General features: G+C 38.8%; 15 protein-coding genes. 13 read left to right on the top strand and 2 right to left on the bottom strand.

All coding sequences use genetic code 11. The features are described from left to right. The first annotated feature begins 236 nt into the window (after positions 1–236). Positions 237–1,493, top strand: coding sequence for an acetate/propionate family kinase (locus FF105_RS04220; protein WP_139967584.1), 1,257 nt, complete (start codon positions 237–239; stop codon positions 1,491–1,493). Between the two features lie 30 nt (positions 1,494–1,523). Here the strand turns inward: FF105_RS04220 and FF105_RS04225 are convergent, their stop codons facing one another. Beyond that, on the bottom strand, positions 1,524–2,462 hold the full coding sequence (locus FF105_RS04225; RefSeq protein WP_010278365.1) for a dihydroorotate oxidase: 939 nt from the start codon (positions 2,460–2,462) through the stop codon (positions 1,524–1,526). Between the two features lie 266 nt (positions 2,463–2,728). On the opposite strand from FF105_RS04225, the gene FF105_RS04230 reads away from it, so the two are divergent. The 5 genes from FF105_RS04230 (at position 2,729) to topA (ending at position 10,913) form a co-directional block, all read left to right on the top strand. Continuing rightward, positions 2,729–4,327 (top strand): glycosyltransferase, encoded by a 1,599-nt coding sequence (locus FF105_RS04230; protein WP_010278368.1) that lies wholly within the window; start codon positions 2,729–2,731, stop codon positions 4,325–4,327. Between the two features lie 8 nt (positions 4,328–4,335). Beyond that, entirely contained in the window at positions 4,336–5,859 is a 1,524-nt protein-coding gene (locus tag FF105_RS04235) for a glycosyltransferase (protein WP_147651352.1), read from the top strand. Between the two features lie 101 nt (positions 5,860–5,960). Continuing rightward, entirely contained in the window at positions 5,961–7,838 is a 1,878-nt protein-coding gene (locus tag FF105_RS04240) for an ABC-F family ATP-binding cassette domain-containing protein (protein WP_290046358.1), read from the top strand. A gap of 54 nt (positions 7,839–7,892) precedes the next feature. Beyond that, positions 7,893–8,762, top strand: coding sequence for a DNA-processing protein DprA (dprA, locus tag FF105_RS04245; RefSeq protein WP_290046359.1), 870 nt, complete (start codon positions 7,893–7,895; stop codon positions 8,760–8,762). A 42-nt stretch (positions 8,763–8,804) separates the two neighbouring features. After that, positions 8,805–10,913 (top strand): type I DNA topoisomerase, encoded by a 2,109-nt coding sequence (gene topA, locus FF105_RS04250; RefSeq protein WP_147651353.1) that lies wholly within the window; start codon positions 8,805–8,807, stop codon positions 10,911–10,913. Positions 10,914–10,955: 42 nt separating this feature from the next. Here the strand turns inward: topA and FF105_RS04255 are convergent, their stop codons facing one another. Beyond that, a complete protein-coding gene (locus FF105_RS04255) occupies positions 10,956–11,846 on the bottom strand; it encodes a YitT family protein (protein WP_010278381.1) in 891 nt (296 codons plus the stop codon). A 96-nt stretch (positions 11,847–11,942) separates the two neighbouring features. Between FF105_RS04255 and FF105_RS04260 the strand changes: the two genes are divergently transcribed. From FF105_RS04260 to FF105_RS04290, 7 genes are read left to right on the top strand one after another with little or no spacing between them, the layout of a single operon-like run. Next, complete coding sequence (locus tag FF105_RS04260) at positions 11,943–12,413, top strand: hypothetical protein (RefSeq protein ID WP_010278384.1); 471 nt, start codon at positions 11,943–11,945, stop codon at positions 12,411–12,413. Continuing rightward, positions 12,413–13,213: a bifunctional hydroxymethylpyrimidine kinase/phosphomethylpyrimidine kinase gene (locus tag FF105_RS04265; RefSeq protein ID WP_031940999.1), complete on the top strand. Its 801-nt coding sequence runs from the start codon at positions 12,413–12,415 to the stop codon at positions 13,211–13,213. Before FF105_RS04260 ends, FF105_RS04265 begins: the two co-directional genes overlap by 1 nt. 60 nt (positions 13,214–13,273) lie before the next feature. Next, on the top strand, positions 13,274–14,470 hold the full coding sequence (locus FF105_RS04270; RefSeq protein ID WP_010278390.1) for an isochorismate synthase: 1,197 nt from the start codon (positions 13,274–13,276) through the stop codon (positions 14,468–14,470). Further along, positions 14,463–16,094 carry a 2-succinyl-5-enolpyruvyl-6-hydroxy-3-cyclohexene-1-carboxylic-acid synthase gene (gene menD / locus FF105_RS04275; RefSeq protein ID WP_010278392.1) on the top strand — a complete coding sequence of 544 codons (1,632 nt, stop codon included), beginning with the start codon at positions 14,463–14,465 and terminating at the stop codon, positions 16,092–16,094. The genes FF105_RS04270 and menD overlap by 8 nt, the downstream gene beginning before the upstream one ends. Next, positions 16,091–16,888, top strand: a complete 798-nt coding sequence (gene menH / locus FF105_RS04280; RefSeq protein WP_290046360.1) for a 2-succinyl-6-hydroxy-2,4-cyclohexadiene-1-carboxylate synthase — start codon at positions 16,091–16,093, stop codon at positions 16,886–16,888. The genes menD and menH overlap by 4 nt, the downstream gene beginning before the upstream one ends. After that, positions 16,875–17,975, top strand: coding sequence for an o-succinylbenzoate synthase (gene menC / locus FF105_RS04285; protein WP_010278395.1), 1,101 nt, complete (start codon positions 16,875–16,877; stop codon positions 17,973–17,975). The genes menH and menC overlap by 14 nt, the downstream gene beginning before the upstream one ends. 14 nt (positions 17,976–17,989) lie before the next feature. After that, positions 17,990–19,255, top strand: a complete 1,266-nt coding sequence (locus FF105_RS04290) for a tetratricopeptide repeat protein (RefSeq protein WP_010278397.1) — start codon at positions 17,990–17,992, stop codon at positions 19,253–19,255. Positions 19,256–19,276 lie beyond the last annotated feature (21 nt).

The raw sequence follows: 19,276 nt of genomic DNA on the forward strand, positions 1-19,276 counted from the left end.
TGCTTCTTTGCTTGCGCTAATAATTGTATCATATTTCTTTTTTAAACGTACCAAGAAGTTTTAAAATCTCATGTAGGCAGTAGCACCACTACAAACTAATTTGACACATAAAAAATTTTTGCTAAGAAAATTTTGTGTAAACGTTTTCATTATTGTTGAAATATGTTACAATAAATAAGCATAATTCCTAAATTAGGAACAATAGTATAAACAAAGGATTAAAAGAGTAGACGCAGATGTCAAAAACAATGGCAGTAAACGCCGGTAGTTCTTCACTGAAATTTCAATTATTAGAAATGCCCGAAGAAAAAGTAATTACACAAGGTATGGTTGAACGGATTGGAATGCCTGATGCCGTTATTACTATTAAATATGGTGCAGATATTGAACCTGTTCGTTTGATTGGCGCCGAAGAAGGACAGATTTCGCTCACTAAAAATGGTGGTCAAAAATACGAGCATGTTTTGGCTATTAAAGATCATCATGAAGCCATTGATATCATGTTACAAAGGCTGTCGGATCTGGGTATTATTAAAGATTTTCAGGAAATCACTGGGGTTGGTCATCGGGTAGTTGCTGGTGGTGAGTGGTTTAATCAGTCGGTAGTGGTGACAGATGAAGTGTTGGCTAAAATTGATCGTTTGGCAGCTTATGCGCCATTGCACAATCCAGCCAATGCAATGGGTATTAGAGCGTTCCAAAAGTTATTACCTCACGCCATCTCTGTGGCCGTGTTTGATACCTCTTTCCATCAGACTATGCCTGAAAAGAATTATTTGTACAGCTTACCTTATGAATACTATGCGCGTTATGGTGCCAGAAAATATGGTGCTCATGGGACTTCACATCGGTACGTTATGGAACGTGCGGCTGAAAAATTAGGTATACCATTGAAAGAATTCAACGCCATCTCACTTCATCTTGGTGCCGGTGCGTCTGTAACAGCTATCAAAAATGGTAAATCATATGATACGTCGATGGGCTTCACGCCCTTAGCTGGGTTAACAATGGCAACTCGTTCAGGAGATGTTGATCCATCTTTGATTTATTACATTCAAGAACGTGAAGGTCTTTCTAACGAGGAAATGTTGAAAGTTCTCAACACAAAATCTGGATTACTTGGTGTCTCAACAATTTCTAGCGATATGCGTGATTTGGAAGACGTTCAAGAAACAAACATTCACGCTAAATTGGCATTGGATATGTTTTATGATCGCGTGATTCGATATGCCGGTCAATATTTTGCTGAATTAGGACGGGTTGACGCTATCATATTTACTGCGGGTATTGGTGAAAATGATCCAGTCACTCGTGCGAAAGTTTTGAATGCCTTGCAATTTGCTGGTGTTGTCTTGGATGAGACGGCAAACAATGTTCGTGGTAAGGAAACAGTCATAACAAAGCCCGAGTCAACGGTTACTGGCTTGTTAATTCCAACAAATGAAGAATTAATGATTGCACGTGATGTTGAACATTTAAAAAATAACTCATAAAAAAAGTTGCCAAATGAATGGCAACTTTTTTTATGCAATCACTTTTAGTTGACCGCGGAATTCCGCGAGGGATGAATAACCTTTTTTTGTTATGATGTCGGCCAATTCACGTTCGAGTCGCTCAAAGACGGCAACACCCTCAATGGCTAGCTGTGAGCCAACTTCTACTAAATCAGCACCACATAAGATATGATCATAAACATCACGTCCGGAAGTAACGCCACCTGTCCCAATAATTTTGATTTCAGGATTTAAACGCAATCGAAGGGCGCGAACATTTGCAAGCGCAGTCGCTTTGACCAGTGTTCCGCCTATACCACCAAATCCGCCTTTTGGCTTGATGACAACAGTGTCGGTATCATCATCGATTACCAAACCATTACCAATTGAATTGATCGTATTGACAAATGCCAATGGGAATTGATTTAAAATGTTGGCGATGTCATCGAAATGCACGATATCAAAATAGGGAGGTAACTTAACACCTAAAGGTTTTTTGAAAAATGCGAACGCCTCAGTCAGAATCGCTTGAGTAGCTTCAAAGTCATAGGCAGTTTGTGGTTTTCCGGGAACATTTGGGCAAGAAAGATTGAGTTCAACTAAACCACTAAATTCTGAATCTTGTAATTGATGCAACATATCAAGATTTTCTTGCTTTGATAATCCAGCAATTGAAAAGAAAATAGGCTTTTGGCTCTGCTTTTTTGTGACATAGTCCATATAGTAGTCAAAGCCTTCGTTAGGAAGTCCCATTGAATTGATAGTGCCTAGTGTGTTGGGCAATTCATAATAGCGCGGTGCGGGATTTCCGGGACGTAAGTTAGTGGTAGCTGATTTGGTCACCACAGCACCTGTATGAGCTGATGCCAGCACGCTGTCTAATTCTTCGGCGGTTTGACACATCACACCAGCGGCGTTTAGCATAACGTGTTCAAAGTTAAAACCAGCAATTGTAGCAGTTAAGTTCATAGTAGAAAATTCCTTCATTCCTTGTGAAATATTTATTTAATTATAGCTGAAAATATCAAAAATATAAACCCTCAATATAATGATATTTTTGTAATGATTGATGGCAGTTATTCGCAATTTAAGGCTGATTTTGCTAAACTTAAGAATAGATGTTTGATATCAAATAAAGATACAATTTGAACGATCTGTGACTTTTTAGTTCGTTGAAAGGCACAATGAATTGACATTTATGTTTAAAATAGGTGCCCAGAAAAGGAGAGTGAATCATGATTTTTCACATTAATGCGACCATGCCAGAACAAAAATCAGGCATTGAGCATGCTGAAATTCAGCGATTTATGTTATTCAAAAAAAATCATATCGCTCAAAAACTAATTTTACGAGATTGGGACCCTGAATGTCACCGGCAAACCAAAGCAGCCGGCATTGATGATGATGACTTAATCAATATGTTTGATTATTTTCAAAAAGCGACGATTGTTGCAACGCAACAGTTGACCATTAAAGATCTTGATTTTGGTGTTGTTGACTTAGAATTTAATGATGAGCCACAAAATAATCGATATTTAGTAGTTGATAACAGTAAAAAGCTGGTGGCTCGTGTTAACTATAATAACGCAGAAACACAGCGAGTGAAATCCGTCGAGCTTTTTGATGGTTTTGGTAATTTGTACCGTGTTGATCACTATGATATTCGAGGCTTTAAGTCGCTACAACAATGGTATACACCGGATAACAAAATTGAATCAGAAACATGGTTAGATGTTCATGGACAGCCAGTTTTGGAAAGCTTTTTTAAAACCACTAAGACAGTTAATCATCAGTCGGAATTGACTCGAACCAATTGGCATTTGACTTTTAACGAAATTAGTTATGACTTTGATACAATAGAAGACTTAACTATCTATTTTTTAGACGCAATTAATCAAACTTTTTTTAATACTTTAGAGCCTAATATCTTTATTTTAGACCGCAGTCATTTAGCTGATTATGGCCTGTTACACCTTAAAAATCCGGCCTATACAGTTTTGCACTTACACAATTCACATGCTGGTGATGCACAGGAACCAATGCAATCTGTTTTGAATAACAATTATGAATTTGCCATGAATGCTTTGAATCAATACGATGCGGTCGTTTCAGCTACGCCGCAACAAACGCGTGATATTAAATTACGTTTTCAACCTAGTGTCCCATTATTCACAATTCCTGTCGGTATTGTTAAAGATACGCTACTACATGCCAAAAGAGTACGTGTTGGAGAGCGGCAATTTGGTAAGGTTGTCGCATTTGCAAGAATCGCTTGGGAAAAGCATTTGGATGACTTAGTAAGAGCTGTCGGAATTGTAAAAGAAGAAATCCCCGAGGTCAGTTTGGACTTGTATGGTTATGCCGATCCGACAGATAATTTCCGAGCAAAGCGTGCTGTTGAAGCAGTGATTGACAAATACCATCTCGGTGATTCTGTCACAATGAAAGGGTATACTACTGACATTGATGCAGTTGAAAATCGGGCTATGATATACGGTTTGACTTCAAGAATGGAAGGCTTTAATTTGGCAATCATGGAGGGTATTGCTCATGGCTTGATTGCATTGAGTTATGATGTCAATTACGGACCAAATGAAATTGTCCAAGATAATATTAATGGCAAAATTGTGCCTTATGGTGATTATCAAGCTATGGCCAATGCTATGTTAACTGTGCTACGGGACCCCAGGTTGGCGCAACGCTATTCTGACGGTGCTTATCAATCGGCTGAACGATATAGTGAAACCAATGTTATGGCTGCTTGGCAAAAATTAATTGAGGATGCTAATCAAAAATGGCAGCACAAAATAGCGGCGACTAATTTAGGGAGGTAAGTGACAACATGAATTTTTTTATTAGTGAAAATATTTTTTCATTTAACTCTGGCACTGAGCACGCCCAAATTAAACGAACGAAGCTATTCAATGCATTTAATGATGCTGCCAAATATGTGACTCGTAACTATAATCGCCTACTTGATCGCGATCTTAAAGCGGTTGGCTTGACACCAGATGTGGTGTTAAATATGTATGATTTTTTTCAAGGTACGACTGATATTAAAAGAGTAGAGCAAAACTTGCGTTTGCTAAAAATGTTACCTTTGGATACATATCACATTGTTGCTGATGGACCAAATCAAAGCTTTTTAAATCATAATGGACGTCGAATTGCCACCATTACTGTAATGCCTGAGACAGTGGGATTAGTTAATGAAGTCATTTTTGAAGATCGTGCTGGCAATCCTACCATTCGCGAAAATTGGGATTGGCGTGGATTTAAGTCTAGTGTGGATACTTTCCATCCGGATGGTAGTTTAGCCACACAACGTTTTTTGAACTTAAAGGGTGATGTGGTCCTCGAGATAACACACATGGCTATAAATGGCATCGTTCAACCAACAATGTGGCAACTATTAAATTATCGAGGGCATCATTACCGATTCAATTCAGAAAACGAATTATTGACATTCTTTCTCAATGAAATTGTGAAACGATATCAAGAGGCGACACTGATTTCTGATCGACGTACGCTTGATGAAGCTGTTGGTAAAGTGAGTGGTGCTAAACAAAAGTTTGCTTATTTTCATGATATACATACACCGGACGTGGTTCAGCCACGTCTCGGAGATCCTTATCCAGTTTATGAAATAGCTTTGTCCCAAAAAAATCAGTTGTTTGATGCAATTTTAGTCCCAACTGACGCGCAACGTCATGATATTAAAGCACGTTATCCCAATCTTAATGTGAAAACTGCACCAGATACTTTCATATTGCAGTCAATGCTGACACAATCTCAGACGAGTGTTAGAGATCGCGTGAATCATCGTATTTTGTTTTTAGGACGCTTAAGTCCAGAAAAAAATCCTGAAGCGGCGGTACAAGTTTTGGCAGTGACGAGACGTTATGTCAACGATGCGACCTTAGAATTCATGGGTTACCCCGCTAATACAGAAATCGTGCAAAAATTACAACAATTAGCGCGTGATTTGGGAGTTGAATCATCAGTGATTTTTACACCGTATGGTAATTACGAAGCCGTAAAAGAAGCTCTGTCGCGAGCGCAGGTCATTATTGAAACGTCTCATGGTGAGGGATTCGGGATGAACTTGGTTGAAGCGCTGGCTTTTGGTTTGCCAATTGTTTCATATCGGATAAATTATACAACGACCACTCATGAGATTGTCGAGAATAATCGTAATGGTTATGTGGTACCAACTGCGTCGGCAAATATTATGGCTCAGCGAGTAGCAAGCATTTTGAATGATCCATCAAAATGGGCAAGTATGAGCACTGCTTCATATCAAAAAGCCAAGTTCTTTTCAGCCGAAAAAATTTACAATGTTTGGCAACAAGTGTTTAAAAACTAATGAACACCTAATTACTCTGATCTTTCCAGTGCGAATAATCTTTTAACGCGCTTGTCACTATTTGATCGGTTTATTTTGGGTAAAAAAGGTAAAATAGTACCATGAAACAATTTAGAGTAGAAAATTTAAACAGTACGTATGGCGAAAAAGTCTTATTCAAAGATCTCTCTTTTTTAATAACGGCGGGTGATAGAGTTGGATTGATTGGCGTTAATGGCAGTGGTAAAACATCATTATTGAACGCGATATCTGGCGTGATGCCGGCAGATTCTGGTACTATTACAACCCAAAATGATTATCGCATTGGTTATTTAACTCAAAGTCCAATTTTAGACGATAATGCTTTAGTAATGGATGCTATTTTATCGGGCGAACAGCCTGTTTTTCAGACTATTCGCGATTATGAAACTGCTTTGCGAAAATTTAGCAATCAACCGACTGACGAAGTAATTGCGCAAAATTTTGAAAAAGCACAAGATGCTATGGATCGCGACGATGCATGGACAACTGAATCTCAAATTAAAACGATTCTGACCCAGTTGCACATGCCAGATTTACACCATAAGGTTGGTAATTTATCAGGTGGACAGCGCAAACGTGTTGGATTGGCGCAAGTGCTCATTGAAGAACCTGATTTGTTGATTTTAGATGAACCAACCAATCACTTAGACTTTGATTCAATTGCTTGGTTAGAGAAGTACTTAAGTTCATACAAAGGGGCAGTTTTAACTGTTACGCATGACCGGTATTTTCTAGACGCAGTTGCCACAAGAATATTTGAGCTATCATTTGGCGATTTGTTTGAATATCAAGGCAACTATCAAGATTACATGGAAAAAAAAGCTGAGCGAGTTGCCCAAAATCAACTGGCAGAACACAAGCAACAGCAATTATATAAACAAGAATTAGCATGGATGAGAAAGTCAGCTCGGGCAAGAACAACGAAGCAAAAAGGACGTGAGAACGCGTTTGCCGAATTGGCGTCACAAATGGGAACATTACAAACTGACGAAGATGTAACCGTCAATCTAGGGCAACAGCGCCTTGGTAAAAAAGTGATTGTTATAGAACACGCTGGTATTCAGTTTGGCGATAAAACGATTTTGAATGATTTTAATTTGCGTGTGTCTGCTGGTGATCGCATCGGAATTACAGGGGCTAACGGCGCTGGTAAATCAACATTTTTAAATGCGATAGCTGGTCTTGTACCATTGACGAGTGGCGTGATTGAGCTTGGGGATACGGTGAAAATGGCTTATTACACACAAATGACTGAAGAAATTCCAGATGACAAACGTGTGATTGCCTATTTGACAGATGTTGCTGGTTCGGTTAAAGATAAAGATGGCAATCAAATCAGTGTTTCTGAATTGTTAGAACAGTTTCTGTTCCCACCCTTTATGCATGGCACTTTAATTCGTAAATTATCTGGAGGAGAAAAGCGCCGATTATACCTACTTAAACTATTATTACAGCAGCCTAATGTGTTATTGCTTGATGAGCCGACGAATGATTTAGACATCGGAACGTTAACAGTACTAGAAGATTTCTTGTCAAATTTTGATGGCACTGTTATCACAGTTTCTCATGATCGCTATTTTCTAGATAAAGCGGCTAATCAATTGTACATGTTTGAGGGCAATGGTGTGGTCAACAGATTTGATGGCCTATTTAGTGCCTACCTAGCAACTCACGAAACGGTAAACCAAGTTAAAGTTAACAAGCCAAAGCCAATAATAGTCACCCAAAGCACCAAAAAAAAGCTCACATATAACGAAAAAAAAGAGTGGGAAACGATTGAAACAGATATTGAAAAATTAGAAAATCGTATTAACAAAATTCCCGACGAAATGGCAACATTTGGCACGGATTATGTCAAGCTTGGTGATCTACAACAAGAATTAGATCAATTGAACAAGGATCTTGAAAACAAAATGGATCGTTGGGAATATTTAAGTGATATCGTAGAAAGTTCATAATTAATTTATGAGCTTTCTTTTTGCATTTCGTATCATAAAAAAGAGGGAGACAAAATGCAATTAAAACAATTTTTATTAGCAATACACTTAACTCGTGGTATAGGGCGTGCTGCAGAAGCAAAAATTATATATGCAATTGCGAATGATTTAGAATCCACTCATTACCCTTGGTCTTTGAATGAGGTCTTTTCAGTTATTGAAAATTATCAGCAAGCTGATAATATCAAATCTAGTTATCATCTGGCTTGTAATCAAGCCGAGACGATGGCATCTGACTTTTTGACATATTTTGATGATGCTTATCCACCACAATTGAAAGAAATCTATGAGCCACCATTAATATTGTTTTACGTAGGGAATTTAGCAGCTTTAAGGTTGCCTAATGTTGCTGTTGTTGGTACGAGAACAGCGACACCATACGGTTTAGCGGTAATGAGGCATCTATTACCCGAAGTAGTCAAATCAGGTATTGCAGTGGTTTCTGGTCTGGCTAAAGGTATTGACGTGATGGCACATCAAATCACTTTTGCCAATTCAGGTGTACCAATTGCAGTTATTGGTACAGGAATTGATATGACATATCCGGCACAAAATCAGGCACTGCAACAGCAAATAGGGCAACAAGGACTGTTATTGAGTGAATACCCACCTGGCACTGGTCCACAGCGGTCACATTTTCCAGCGAGAAATCGTATTATTGCAGGACTATCATCAGCAACACTTGTCGTTGAGGCACAACAAAAATCAGGTAGTTTGATTACTGCAAACTTGGCCCTCCAAAATAATCGTGAAGTGATGGTTGTGCCAGGTTCAATTTTTTCTGAAAATTCTTTAGGTGCAAATGAACTATTAAGATTTGGTGCAAAAATGGTCACAAAATCAACTAATATCATGGAAAGCATACAATTATTTGACACAATTTGATACACTATATACTATAGAAAACAAATTGTGAGGCATATCTCATTGGCAGATACAAAAACAAAGACGACATTAAAGAAAAAAACAACAAAACGAAGAACATCAAAAGTTAAAAAAAATTTAGTTATTGTGGAAAGCCCATCAAAGGCTAAGACAATTGAAAAGTATTTGGGCAGCACCTACAAAGTTGTTGCCAGTTTAGGGCATATTCGGGATTTGCCAAAATCAACTTTAGGCGTTGATGTTGAACATGACTATGATCCTAAATATATTAACATTCGTGGTAAGGGTGATATCATTAAAGGTTTGCGCAAAGAAGCCAAGGCTGCGAAAGCTGTTTATCTGGCTTCCGATCCGGATCGTGAAGGTGAAGCAATTGCGTGGCATTTGCAACATATTTTAGATCTTGATCCGGAAAAGCCTAACAGAGTTGTCTTTAATGAAATTACGAAAGATACAATTAAGAACGCTTTTAAGACGCCTCGTACAATTAACCAAGATTTGGTAGATGCGCAACAAGCACGCCGCATCTTGGATCGGTTAGTTGGCTATTCAATTTCACCAATTCTCTGGAAAACTGTGAAACGGGGACTGTCGGCTGGACGTGTGCAATCAGTTGCTTTAGGTTTGATTATTGCACGTGAGCGTGAGATTCAAGCCTTTGAGCCAGAAGAATATTGGACCCTGGATTCCGAGTTTAAAAAAGCACGAAGTAAGTTTAAGTCAGTTTTTTATGGATTCGATGGTAAAAAGCAACCATTACCAGATAACGACAGTGTTCAGTCAATTTTGAAACGCATTGATAAAAATGGTGATTTTGATATTGTTAAAGTTGATGCAAAGGAGCGGAAACGTCAACCACAACCGCCATTTACAACGTCAACGATGCAACAAACCGCCAATACACAGCTTAATTTTAGAACACGTAAGACAATGATGGCTGCTCAACAGTTGTATGAAGGTATTAATTTAGGGCGCGGATTGGGACAAGTCGGTTTAATTACCTATATGCGTACTGATTCAACCCGAATTTCTTCTGTTGCTAAAAATGCTACGGCGCAATTTATTCATGATACATGGGGCGAGGAATACTCTCAACATAAACCAATTCAGGGTAAATTACCTGAAGGCGCACAAGATGCCCATGAAGCCATTAGACCTTCTGATGTAACGCGAACACCAGAATCGATTAAGGACAAACTCACACCTGATCAATTTAAGTTATATTCATTGATTTGGTCACGCTTTGTAGCCAGTCAAATGACGCCAGAAATTTTGGATACAATGGCGGTCACGATTGAGCAAAATGGTGTGATATTTAGAGCTAATGGGTCAAAGACCAAATTTCAGGGCTTTACGAAAGCTTATCCAGCTGCCAAAGTTAAGGATAATGCTTTGCCTGACTTAAATGCAGGAGACAAAGTTAAATTAGCGAAAACTGATCCGCAACAGCATTTCACATTGCCACCAGCAAGATATACGGAAGCCGCGTTAATTAAAGCATTAGAAGAAAATGGTGTTGGTCGTCCTTCAACCTATGCCCCAACATTAGACACAATCCAACGAAGAAACTATGTGCGTATTGATGCACGAAAGTTTGTGCCGACCGAACTAGGTGAGATCGTTCAGACGATTGTAGAAGATAGCTTCCCAGATGTTACTAATACCAAATTTACGGCCGCTGTTGAACATGAACTAGATGAAGTAGAGACAGGCGATAAAAAATGGGTACCGGTAATTGATTCTTTCTTTAAACCTTTCCAAAAAGAAGTTGAGACTGCCGAAAAATCTCTTGAAAAAGTCATTATGCATGATGAACTAGCAGGTATGGACTGTGAAATTTGTGGTGCTCCGATGGTGATTAAGATGGGCAGATATGGCAAATTTTATGCTTGTTCTCGTTTTCCTGATTGCCGAAATACCAAAACGATTGTGCAAGAAATTGGTTTGACATGCCCTAAGTGTCACAAAGGTCAGGTCGTTTCTCGAAAGACAAAGCGTGGTCGGACGTTCTATGGTTGCTCTCGTTATCCTGATTGTGATTTTGTGACATGGGATAAACCAACAGAGAAAACGTTGGCTGATGGTACAACCCCTAAAGAATCAACTGATAAGACGAACAAATCAACGGCAAAACAAAAAGCGACCGAATAATTTTTTTGAAATACGTGCGTTATTTCAAAAATTGGTCGCTTTTTATTTGAACTTAAATATTGATTTTTTGGGACGCAAGTAGGAAAAGCCTTCGCCTAATTGTTCTTGTGTGTCAAATACAGAAACAAATGCTTTCGGATCAATTTGATTAATGATATGTCTGACCATGTTGACTTCGGAAGGATCGACAACAGCGTAAACAACGCGCTGATCAATGTGTGAGTAGCCACCCTCTGCTTTTAACAGGCTTGTCCCACGGTCGAGTTCAGACATAATCGCATGGGAAATTTCTTCAGGATATTGTGTAAAAATCATAAATGATCTTGCTGAGTATGCAGCGCCTTGTTGTGTAAAATTAACCACTTGCGCAAATACAAATGAGGCTATCAAAGTATACATCATGTGTACTATGTCGATATAAATTAAAGAAATAATCAGAACAACTGCGTCGAGCGCAAACATTGTTCGACCAATTTGGATGCCTAGTCTTTGTTCTGTAATTCTTGCAACGATGTCTGTACCGCCCGATGTGCCGCCGAATCGAAAGACAATTCCTAATCCTAAACCAGAAACAAAACCTGCCAACAGACCAGCGATTAGCATGTCGTGATCAAGCGCCGGTGGGGTAGGAACAACTTGCCATAACCACAACCAAAATGAAAGCGAAGAAATGCCCCAAATTGTATAAATTAAAGACCGTCTACCAAGCACACGATAACCAATAAATACAAGCGGAACATTAAGCAATAGTGTGGTGTAGGCTGGGTTCCAACCAAAAAGTGCGCGTAGGATTAACGTGATACCAGACACGCCACCTTCTGCAAGTTGATTTGGAATATTAATGTTGATTAATCCCCAACCATAAAGGGCTGTTCCCAGTGCAATCATACCAAGATCACGAACAGAAATGCGTTCTAAATTTGTAACATTCATCGTAAAACCTCGCTAATTTGTTCAATTTCCATGATAACATATTGCTAGTAAAAACATTGTTATGTTTGGTATAATATAGAGTAGTAAGAGGTGGATATGGCAGATTATAATTATTATCAAAGACCAAGATTTTATAAAAAAAAGCATCCTATTCGCAATTTTTTTATTGTGTTAGCCTTATTAATTGTTGTTGCTTTAGGCGCTTTTGTTTATATTGGTTATTCTGATTCTCAGAAAACGACAACACCCATTCAACAAAAAGTGTCAAAGAGTAGTACGGTTGAGGAAACAGTGGATTCTAACAGTAGTTCTTCAGATGATTCAAGTAGTAGCAGTGAAACGTCGAGCGAATCTTCATCGTCTTCAAGCGCTTCATCGAGTAGCCAAGATACTGCTGCCGAAATTAAGGAATCAGCCAAACTGAAAGGAAAAACGCTAGCTGAGGCAAAAAAATGGGCAATTGCCCATAATCGCTATTATTCATGGGTTGGCAGTGATAGTGATATTGTTACTAAAGTAACTGATGATGGTCATAACATCAGTTTTGTAGCGTCGAGCAATCAATGATGGTGAACAAGGTTTTAACGATTGCCGGTTCGGATTCTTTATCAGGCGGTGGTATTCAGGCTGATTTGGCTACTTTTGAAGAGTATGGTGTAGTTGGATTGAGTGTCATTACAAGTATTGTCACTGTACAAACTGATAGTTTTCAAATTTTTCCAATGGACATCAATGTAATAAAAGCTCAATTGGCTTCTGTTATGTCATTGAATCAAATTGTCGCGATTAAGGTTGGTCTTTTACCTACAGTAGACATTATCAATGTGGTTGCCGATTGTTTATCGACAATTAGTATTCCTATCATCATTGATCCAGTGATGATTTTTAAAGAGACTGCCTTAAAAAATGGTAAAAGTGAATTAACTCAGGTAATTCGTGATCGATTATTGCCATTGGCAACAGTTTTGACGCCTAATTTAAACGAAGCAGGGCTACTCACCAATACTGAAATCCATAATGTCGATGATATGAAGCAGGCCGCGCGTCGTTTAGTTGGCGAAGGGGCTAAAAATGTTGTTATTAAAGGTGGTGCGAGATTGTCTGGTGATGTTGCGGTTGACGTTTTATTTGACGGTGAGGAATTTACAATTTTCCAGAATGAGAAAGTTATAACACTAGTACCGTATAATAATGGTGCTGGCTGTACATTTTCGGCTAGTATCGCTGCCAATATGACAGAAAACGATATGCGAGAGACGATACAAGATGCTAAAGCATTTGTTTTGGCGGGTATCAAAAATGGCGTTGCGTTGAATGATGAATTCAATGTTGGTAATGTTTGGCAAGCGGCAAGACGTTTGGGATAAGGTATAGCTAAGCGACAGACGAGTGTCTGTTGCTTTTTAATCTAGTTGTAAGGAAGTAACATGCAAAAGAGCGAGAATCATTTTTTTAAATTTGAACGTGAAGCAACTTCAAATGACTATCAAGTGTTAAACCAAATGCTTGATCATTTTCAAGTGAGCGCTTTTTTCGAAAATAATACAGGGACTCAAATTTTTTACGCTTTTGGATCAAAAAATTCGTGGCAAACATTACCTCAAAAAGTTAATACGTTGGTGTTTGGTGCTAATACTTTTGATGGTCAGCATTCAAAGGGCGAACTAATGAATGGTTTTTGGTTTGAACCTGAGATTATTGTCTCAATCAGTAATGGTCGTTTACAATCCAACGATTTGAATCTGGATAATATCTTAGTAAATTACCAGCAAATCAGCACTACGAAAAGGGTGAAAATTAAAAATATCGTGTCTGAAACAGATTGGATTGTACGTGTAGCTGACTTAATTAAAAATCTTAACGATGTAAGATGTCCTATGGATAAAGTAGTGTTTGGTCGTCAGGAAATGATTGAATTGTCCGAACAAATTCGCATCTCTTCTCTGCTAGAAGCATTAAAAAAGGAACACGGCGTATATCATGTCATCTTGAAGCGAGAAAATGAAGTTTTTGTTACTGCCACACCAGAACGTCTCGCATTCGTCTCTCAGGGCGAAATACAAACAGCGGCTGTTGCCGGTACTGCACCTCGCGATCCTGATCCAAAACGTGATCACGAATTAGGCAATAAATTATTACATAGTTTAAAAAATCAGCGTGAGCATCAGTTTGTTGTTGATAGTATCAAAATGAAATTAGAAGCGTTAACAACGCAATTAAATGTGCCATCTAAGCCAATATTGTTAAAAAATAAACAGGTCCAGCATCTTTATACACCGATTAGTGGTACATTATCAGCAAACATATCTGTCAAGGACCTAGTTGACAATCTACATCCTACTCCAGCTTTAGGCGGTGTACCACAAGAAGAAGCTTTGCAGTACATTGCGCAGCATGAGCAACAACCCCGTGGTTTATTTGCAGGACCAATTGGTTATGTCACAGCCGATAATACGGGTGAATTAGTAGTGAGCATTCGTTCAATGTACTGCGACCAAACTCACGCACGTTTATTTGCTGGCGCTGGGATTGTTGCTGGTTCAGAAGCACAACAGGAATATAATGAAACAGCGTTGAAATTTGAGCCAATGCTACAATTGTTAGGAGAATTAATGCATGACTGATGCTTTAACAAACAATACCAAACATTTAATTGCTGCTTTAGTAGCCGGAGGTGTTAAGCATTTTGTGATTTCTCCTGGCTCACGTAGTACGCCAGTTGCATTATTAATTGCTGAATATGTCAAGCATCATCCAAATACGCAACTCTATGTTGATGTTGATGAACGATCGGCAGGCTTTTTTGCGCTAGGTATTGCTAAAACGACGCTATCTCCTGTGGTTTTATTAGGCACATCAGGAACTGCTATTACAGAATATACACCGGCTGTCGCAGAGGCGTCAGTGTCTGAGGTACCCTTGATTATTTTGTCAACTGACCGACCACAAGAATTACAATATAATGGGGCGCCGCAAACATTACCACAGCAAAATATGTTTGGAAAATTTACGAAAGCAGATCTTGCTTTTAATTTACAAGACACACATCACGACATAACTGAATATATTGATTTTGCGACACAAAAATTTGTGCATTTGGCAAATACAGCGCCGTGTGGGCCAGTGCAATTCAACTTACCGTTACGCAAGCCTTTGATGCCAACATTAGGAAATCAGGACAACGTGTTAGTTAAGCAATTATCCTTTTCAAAACCATCTCAGATTGAAATTGACATACTACCAATCACAGCAAAACGTGTGTTAATTCTAGCCGGACCAAATGTTGCAGAATCATATAGCGATGCTTTGTTGGCATTTTCGCAGCGCTATCACGTACCAGTCATTGCTGATATTTTAAGTCGTGCTCGTACACCAGAAACGATTCATGGTATTGATTATTTGTTAAAATTTAATCAATTGACCGAGGAGTTACAACCAGATTTAGTCATTAGGTTTGGTAAAACGCCAGTTTCTGCGAAAGTTTTACAATGGTTGAAGCATAATGATATTGAGACTTGGCATATTGATTTAAATGCTGGAACTGATCATTCACGGCATGTTTCTCGCGCAATTTTAGCGTCACCGCAGGATTTTTTGAGACAGGCGAACGTGCTGCCTAGTAAAGAACAACAAGCGTTCGAAAATAATTGGCAACTAATTAACCAAAGTGACAAACGATTAGTACATGAAATGGCGATTGTGTCAGCATTAGACAGTGCTGTATCGCCAAAAACACCGATTTTTGTTGCCAATAGTATGCCTATTCGCGATATGGATGATTTTTTTTCGGGGTTTAATACACAAACCATCTATGCAAATCGTGGGGCAAACGGTATTGATGGCGTGATCTCAACAGCTTTGGGGATGAGTGCTACGACAAAACAACGTAGTCTATTATTGACAGGCGATTTGACACTTTTTCATGATATGAACGGTTTAATGATGGCCCGAAATTATCAGCTACCGCTTGATATTATCGTCATTGATAATAATGGTGGCGGTATTTTTTCATTTTTGCCACAGGCTGAAGCAACAGAATACTTTGAAACACTTTTTGGGACACCGTTAGAATTAGACATCAGTAAAATTGCATCATTGTATCAGCTGTCGTACGTATTATTAAAGCAACCGGAAGATCTGCAAAAGGTGCTTAACCAACCAACAGACGGCACAAGAATAATTGTTTATCCTAGTAACCGTGCTCAAAATGTGCGTGATCATCAAAAATATATCGGAGAAAGCCTATGATGATCAACAACTATCCCTATCAGATTTTTCTAACTAAAAATGATGCACGCCCATGTCAGTGGCTACTATTGCACGGCTTTATGGGATCACATCATGACTTTGATGATATCACATCGGATTTGCCTGGTGAAGTTTTGACAGTTGATTTACTTGGTTTTGGTAGTCGGGCACCAGATGTCGTCGATGTGAGCCGTTTTGAGATGGCTAATCAAATTGATGATTTAAGATCAATTTTGGTTTCACTTCATTGGCAAAATGTTAATTTGCTAGGCTATTCAATGGGTGGTCGTTTGGCGTTGGCATTTGCCTTAATGTATCCCGATTTGGTAAAAAATCTTTATTTAGAAAGCACCACAGCGGGACTCAAAACTGTATCAGAACGACAAGCAAGAATAACTGCGGACGAGATTAAGGCGCAAGCTATTTTAGAGAATTTTCCAAAGTTTGTGGATAATTGGGCTCAACTCCCATTATTTGAAACGCAACAATTGTTATCATCATCAAAAAAAGATCATATTCGGCGACAGCGCTTGTTACAAAACTCAAAAAATGTTGCTAATTCATTGCTGAGAATGGGAACGGGGGCACAACCTAATTTTTGGCCGAAGCTGTCGGATATAGAAATGCCGACGCAAGTAATTGTTGGCGAATTAGATAATAAATTTAATGCTATCGCCAATCAAATGGTCCAATTAATTCCCCACGTTCAAAAAACAGTCATTCCTAATTCCGGACATAACACGCATGTTGAGCAATCAAAGTTATTTGTTGAGGCATTAAATGTATCAAATTAAAAGTGTGACACTCACGCCGGTTATTTTGACCTTAAAACAGTCATTTAAAACGGCCCATACAGAAACAAAACGGCGACCATTAACGATTGTACAAGTGACATTATTTGATCATGTGACACAGCAAGACGTTATTGGATATGGCGAAATACAATCGTTTGATGATTTCACTTATGCACCAGAAAATCAAATCATGAGCATGTCAATTATCCAAAATATTTTATTGCCTCAATTGCGGAACTATCAGTTTAAATCGCCCGAGGAGTTTACTGGTCGTTTAAATACGCTAACAGCGTACGGGTCATTTGCTAAATCAGGACTTGAAATGGCAATCTGGGATGCTGTTGGTCATTTGAAAAAGAAATCTTTGCAAAGGCTCATTGGTGGCACAGGAACAAAAGTACCAGTCAGTGTCGCAATTGGATTGTCAGATGATTTTAAGGCTATGATGCAAGCGCAGTACCAACGTCATAAGTTGAAAATTGATGGCGCTACGAATGATTGGCAAAAGTTGATTGATTTATTGCTTGATTACCCCAATCAACATTTTTCTATTGATGCCAATTGTAGCTTTCGTGATGAAGACTTTTCCTTTTTAGCCGCGTTGCCTGATAATGTTGATTTTATTGAGCAGCCTTATAGCGCTAACGATTTTGTTAAACATGCGCAACTACAAGCCCGTATTCAACAACACTTGAGTCTAGATGAATCCGTCAATAATATAGATGATATCGCCACAATGCTTGACTTACACGCCGCCGACGCGCTAACTGTTAAGCAGGGCAAAATAGGGGGCATTTCAAATGCTATTACGGCGATCAAAATGGTTGATAAGCCTTGGATTGGCGGTATGTTAACGAGTGGGTTAGGACGAAGTGTTGATTTGGCGCTAGCAAGTTTGCCAAACATTGCTTTTCCAAGCGATATATCCGACAGTAGTCGCTATTTTGAACGGGACATCATTAAAGAAAAGTTAGTTGTTGATCGTGGTTATATCACAGTGCCAACAGGATTTGGCATTGGTGTGACAATGGATTTTGATGCCATTGCTGATATGCAGTCTGCCAACACAATTAACGTACAATATTAAAAGGAAGAACGCTTATGACAGAAAATTATGCAGAAAAGATGTTGGATGCCTTATCTAGTGGACAGCTAGACACGGCGCAAAAATTATTTGCACAATCATTGCGTCATGATAGTGATGAAATGATTTATAGTTTGGCCGAAGAATTATACGCGTTAGGATTTTTGAATCAGTCGCGCAGAGCCTACAAAAAATTATTAGATAAATTTCCAGATGAGGATGACATTCGCACTGCTTTGGCTGACATCGCCATTGAAGATGGTCAAATTGATGAAGCCCAAGACTACTTAGCACAAATCAGACCCTCATCACCGTCTTATTTACAAGCGCTTCTTGTGAAAGCCGATATTTACCAAACTGAGGGATTGAATGAATCAGCTGAGTTAAGCATGTTACAGGCAGAAAAAATCGCACCAGATGAAATAATCATCCAATTCGCACTAGCTGAATTTTATTTTGCTAATCAGAGTTATCATCAAGCCATTCCACGCTATCGGTCGTTGTTACTGAAAGGTGAACGTGAAATTAGTCGCGTTGATTTGGTTGCTCGGATTGGGGTTGCGTATGCACAAATTGGGAATTATGAAAACGCAGTGGGTTATTTGGAACAAATTAAACCTGAGCAAATGACGTTAGACACACAGTTCCAGTTAGGCGTATTATATCAAGAAAACGATCGTGAAAATGATGCAATTAAGCTGTTTAACAGTATCTTGGAATCTGATCCTAAATATACCTCTATATACCCATTATTGGGACAAGCGTATGAAAATCAGCAAGATTTCGATCATGCGTATCGTACATATCAAGCTGGTATAGCCCAAGATGAGACGAATACACTTTTGTACCGTTTGGCTGGGTTGGCGGCAGACAAGCAAGGGGATTTAGCGGCTGCACAATCATATTATCAAAAAGCACTAGCATTAGATGAAAATGAGGTGATGACTATTATTGCGTATTCTGAGTTACTCTTGTCACAGCATTTGTATGAAGAAGATGTCCAATTAATTGAAAAATATATTGCTGAGGATGTGGTTGACCCACAGTTTTATTGGGATTTGGCACGATCTTATCAAGCCTTAGGTCAAGATGATAAGGCTAATAAATACTGGCAGCAAGCGTCACCGCTTTATAACGATGACGTAGCATTTTTGCACGATTTGGTTGACTGGTATCATGAGCAGGGGATGCGTGAACAAGAATTAGTCACAATGAAACAATATTTAAAGATTGCACCTGATGATGACGATATGCAAATGCGCCTTGAAAGTGTCGAATATTAAACCCACAGTCGTCTTTTATTT

Origin of the sequence: Leuconostoc sp. UCMA20149 (assembly GCF_030400235.1) — a bacterium.
Classification (GTDB): domain Bacteria; phylum Bacillota; class Bacilli; order Lactobacillales; family Lactobacillaceae; genus Leuconostoc; species Leuconostoc pseudomesenteroides.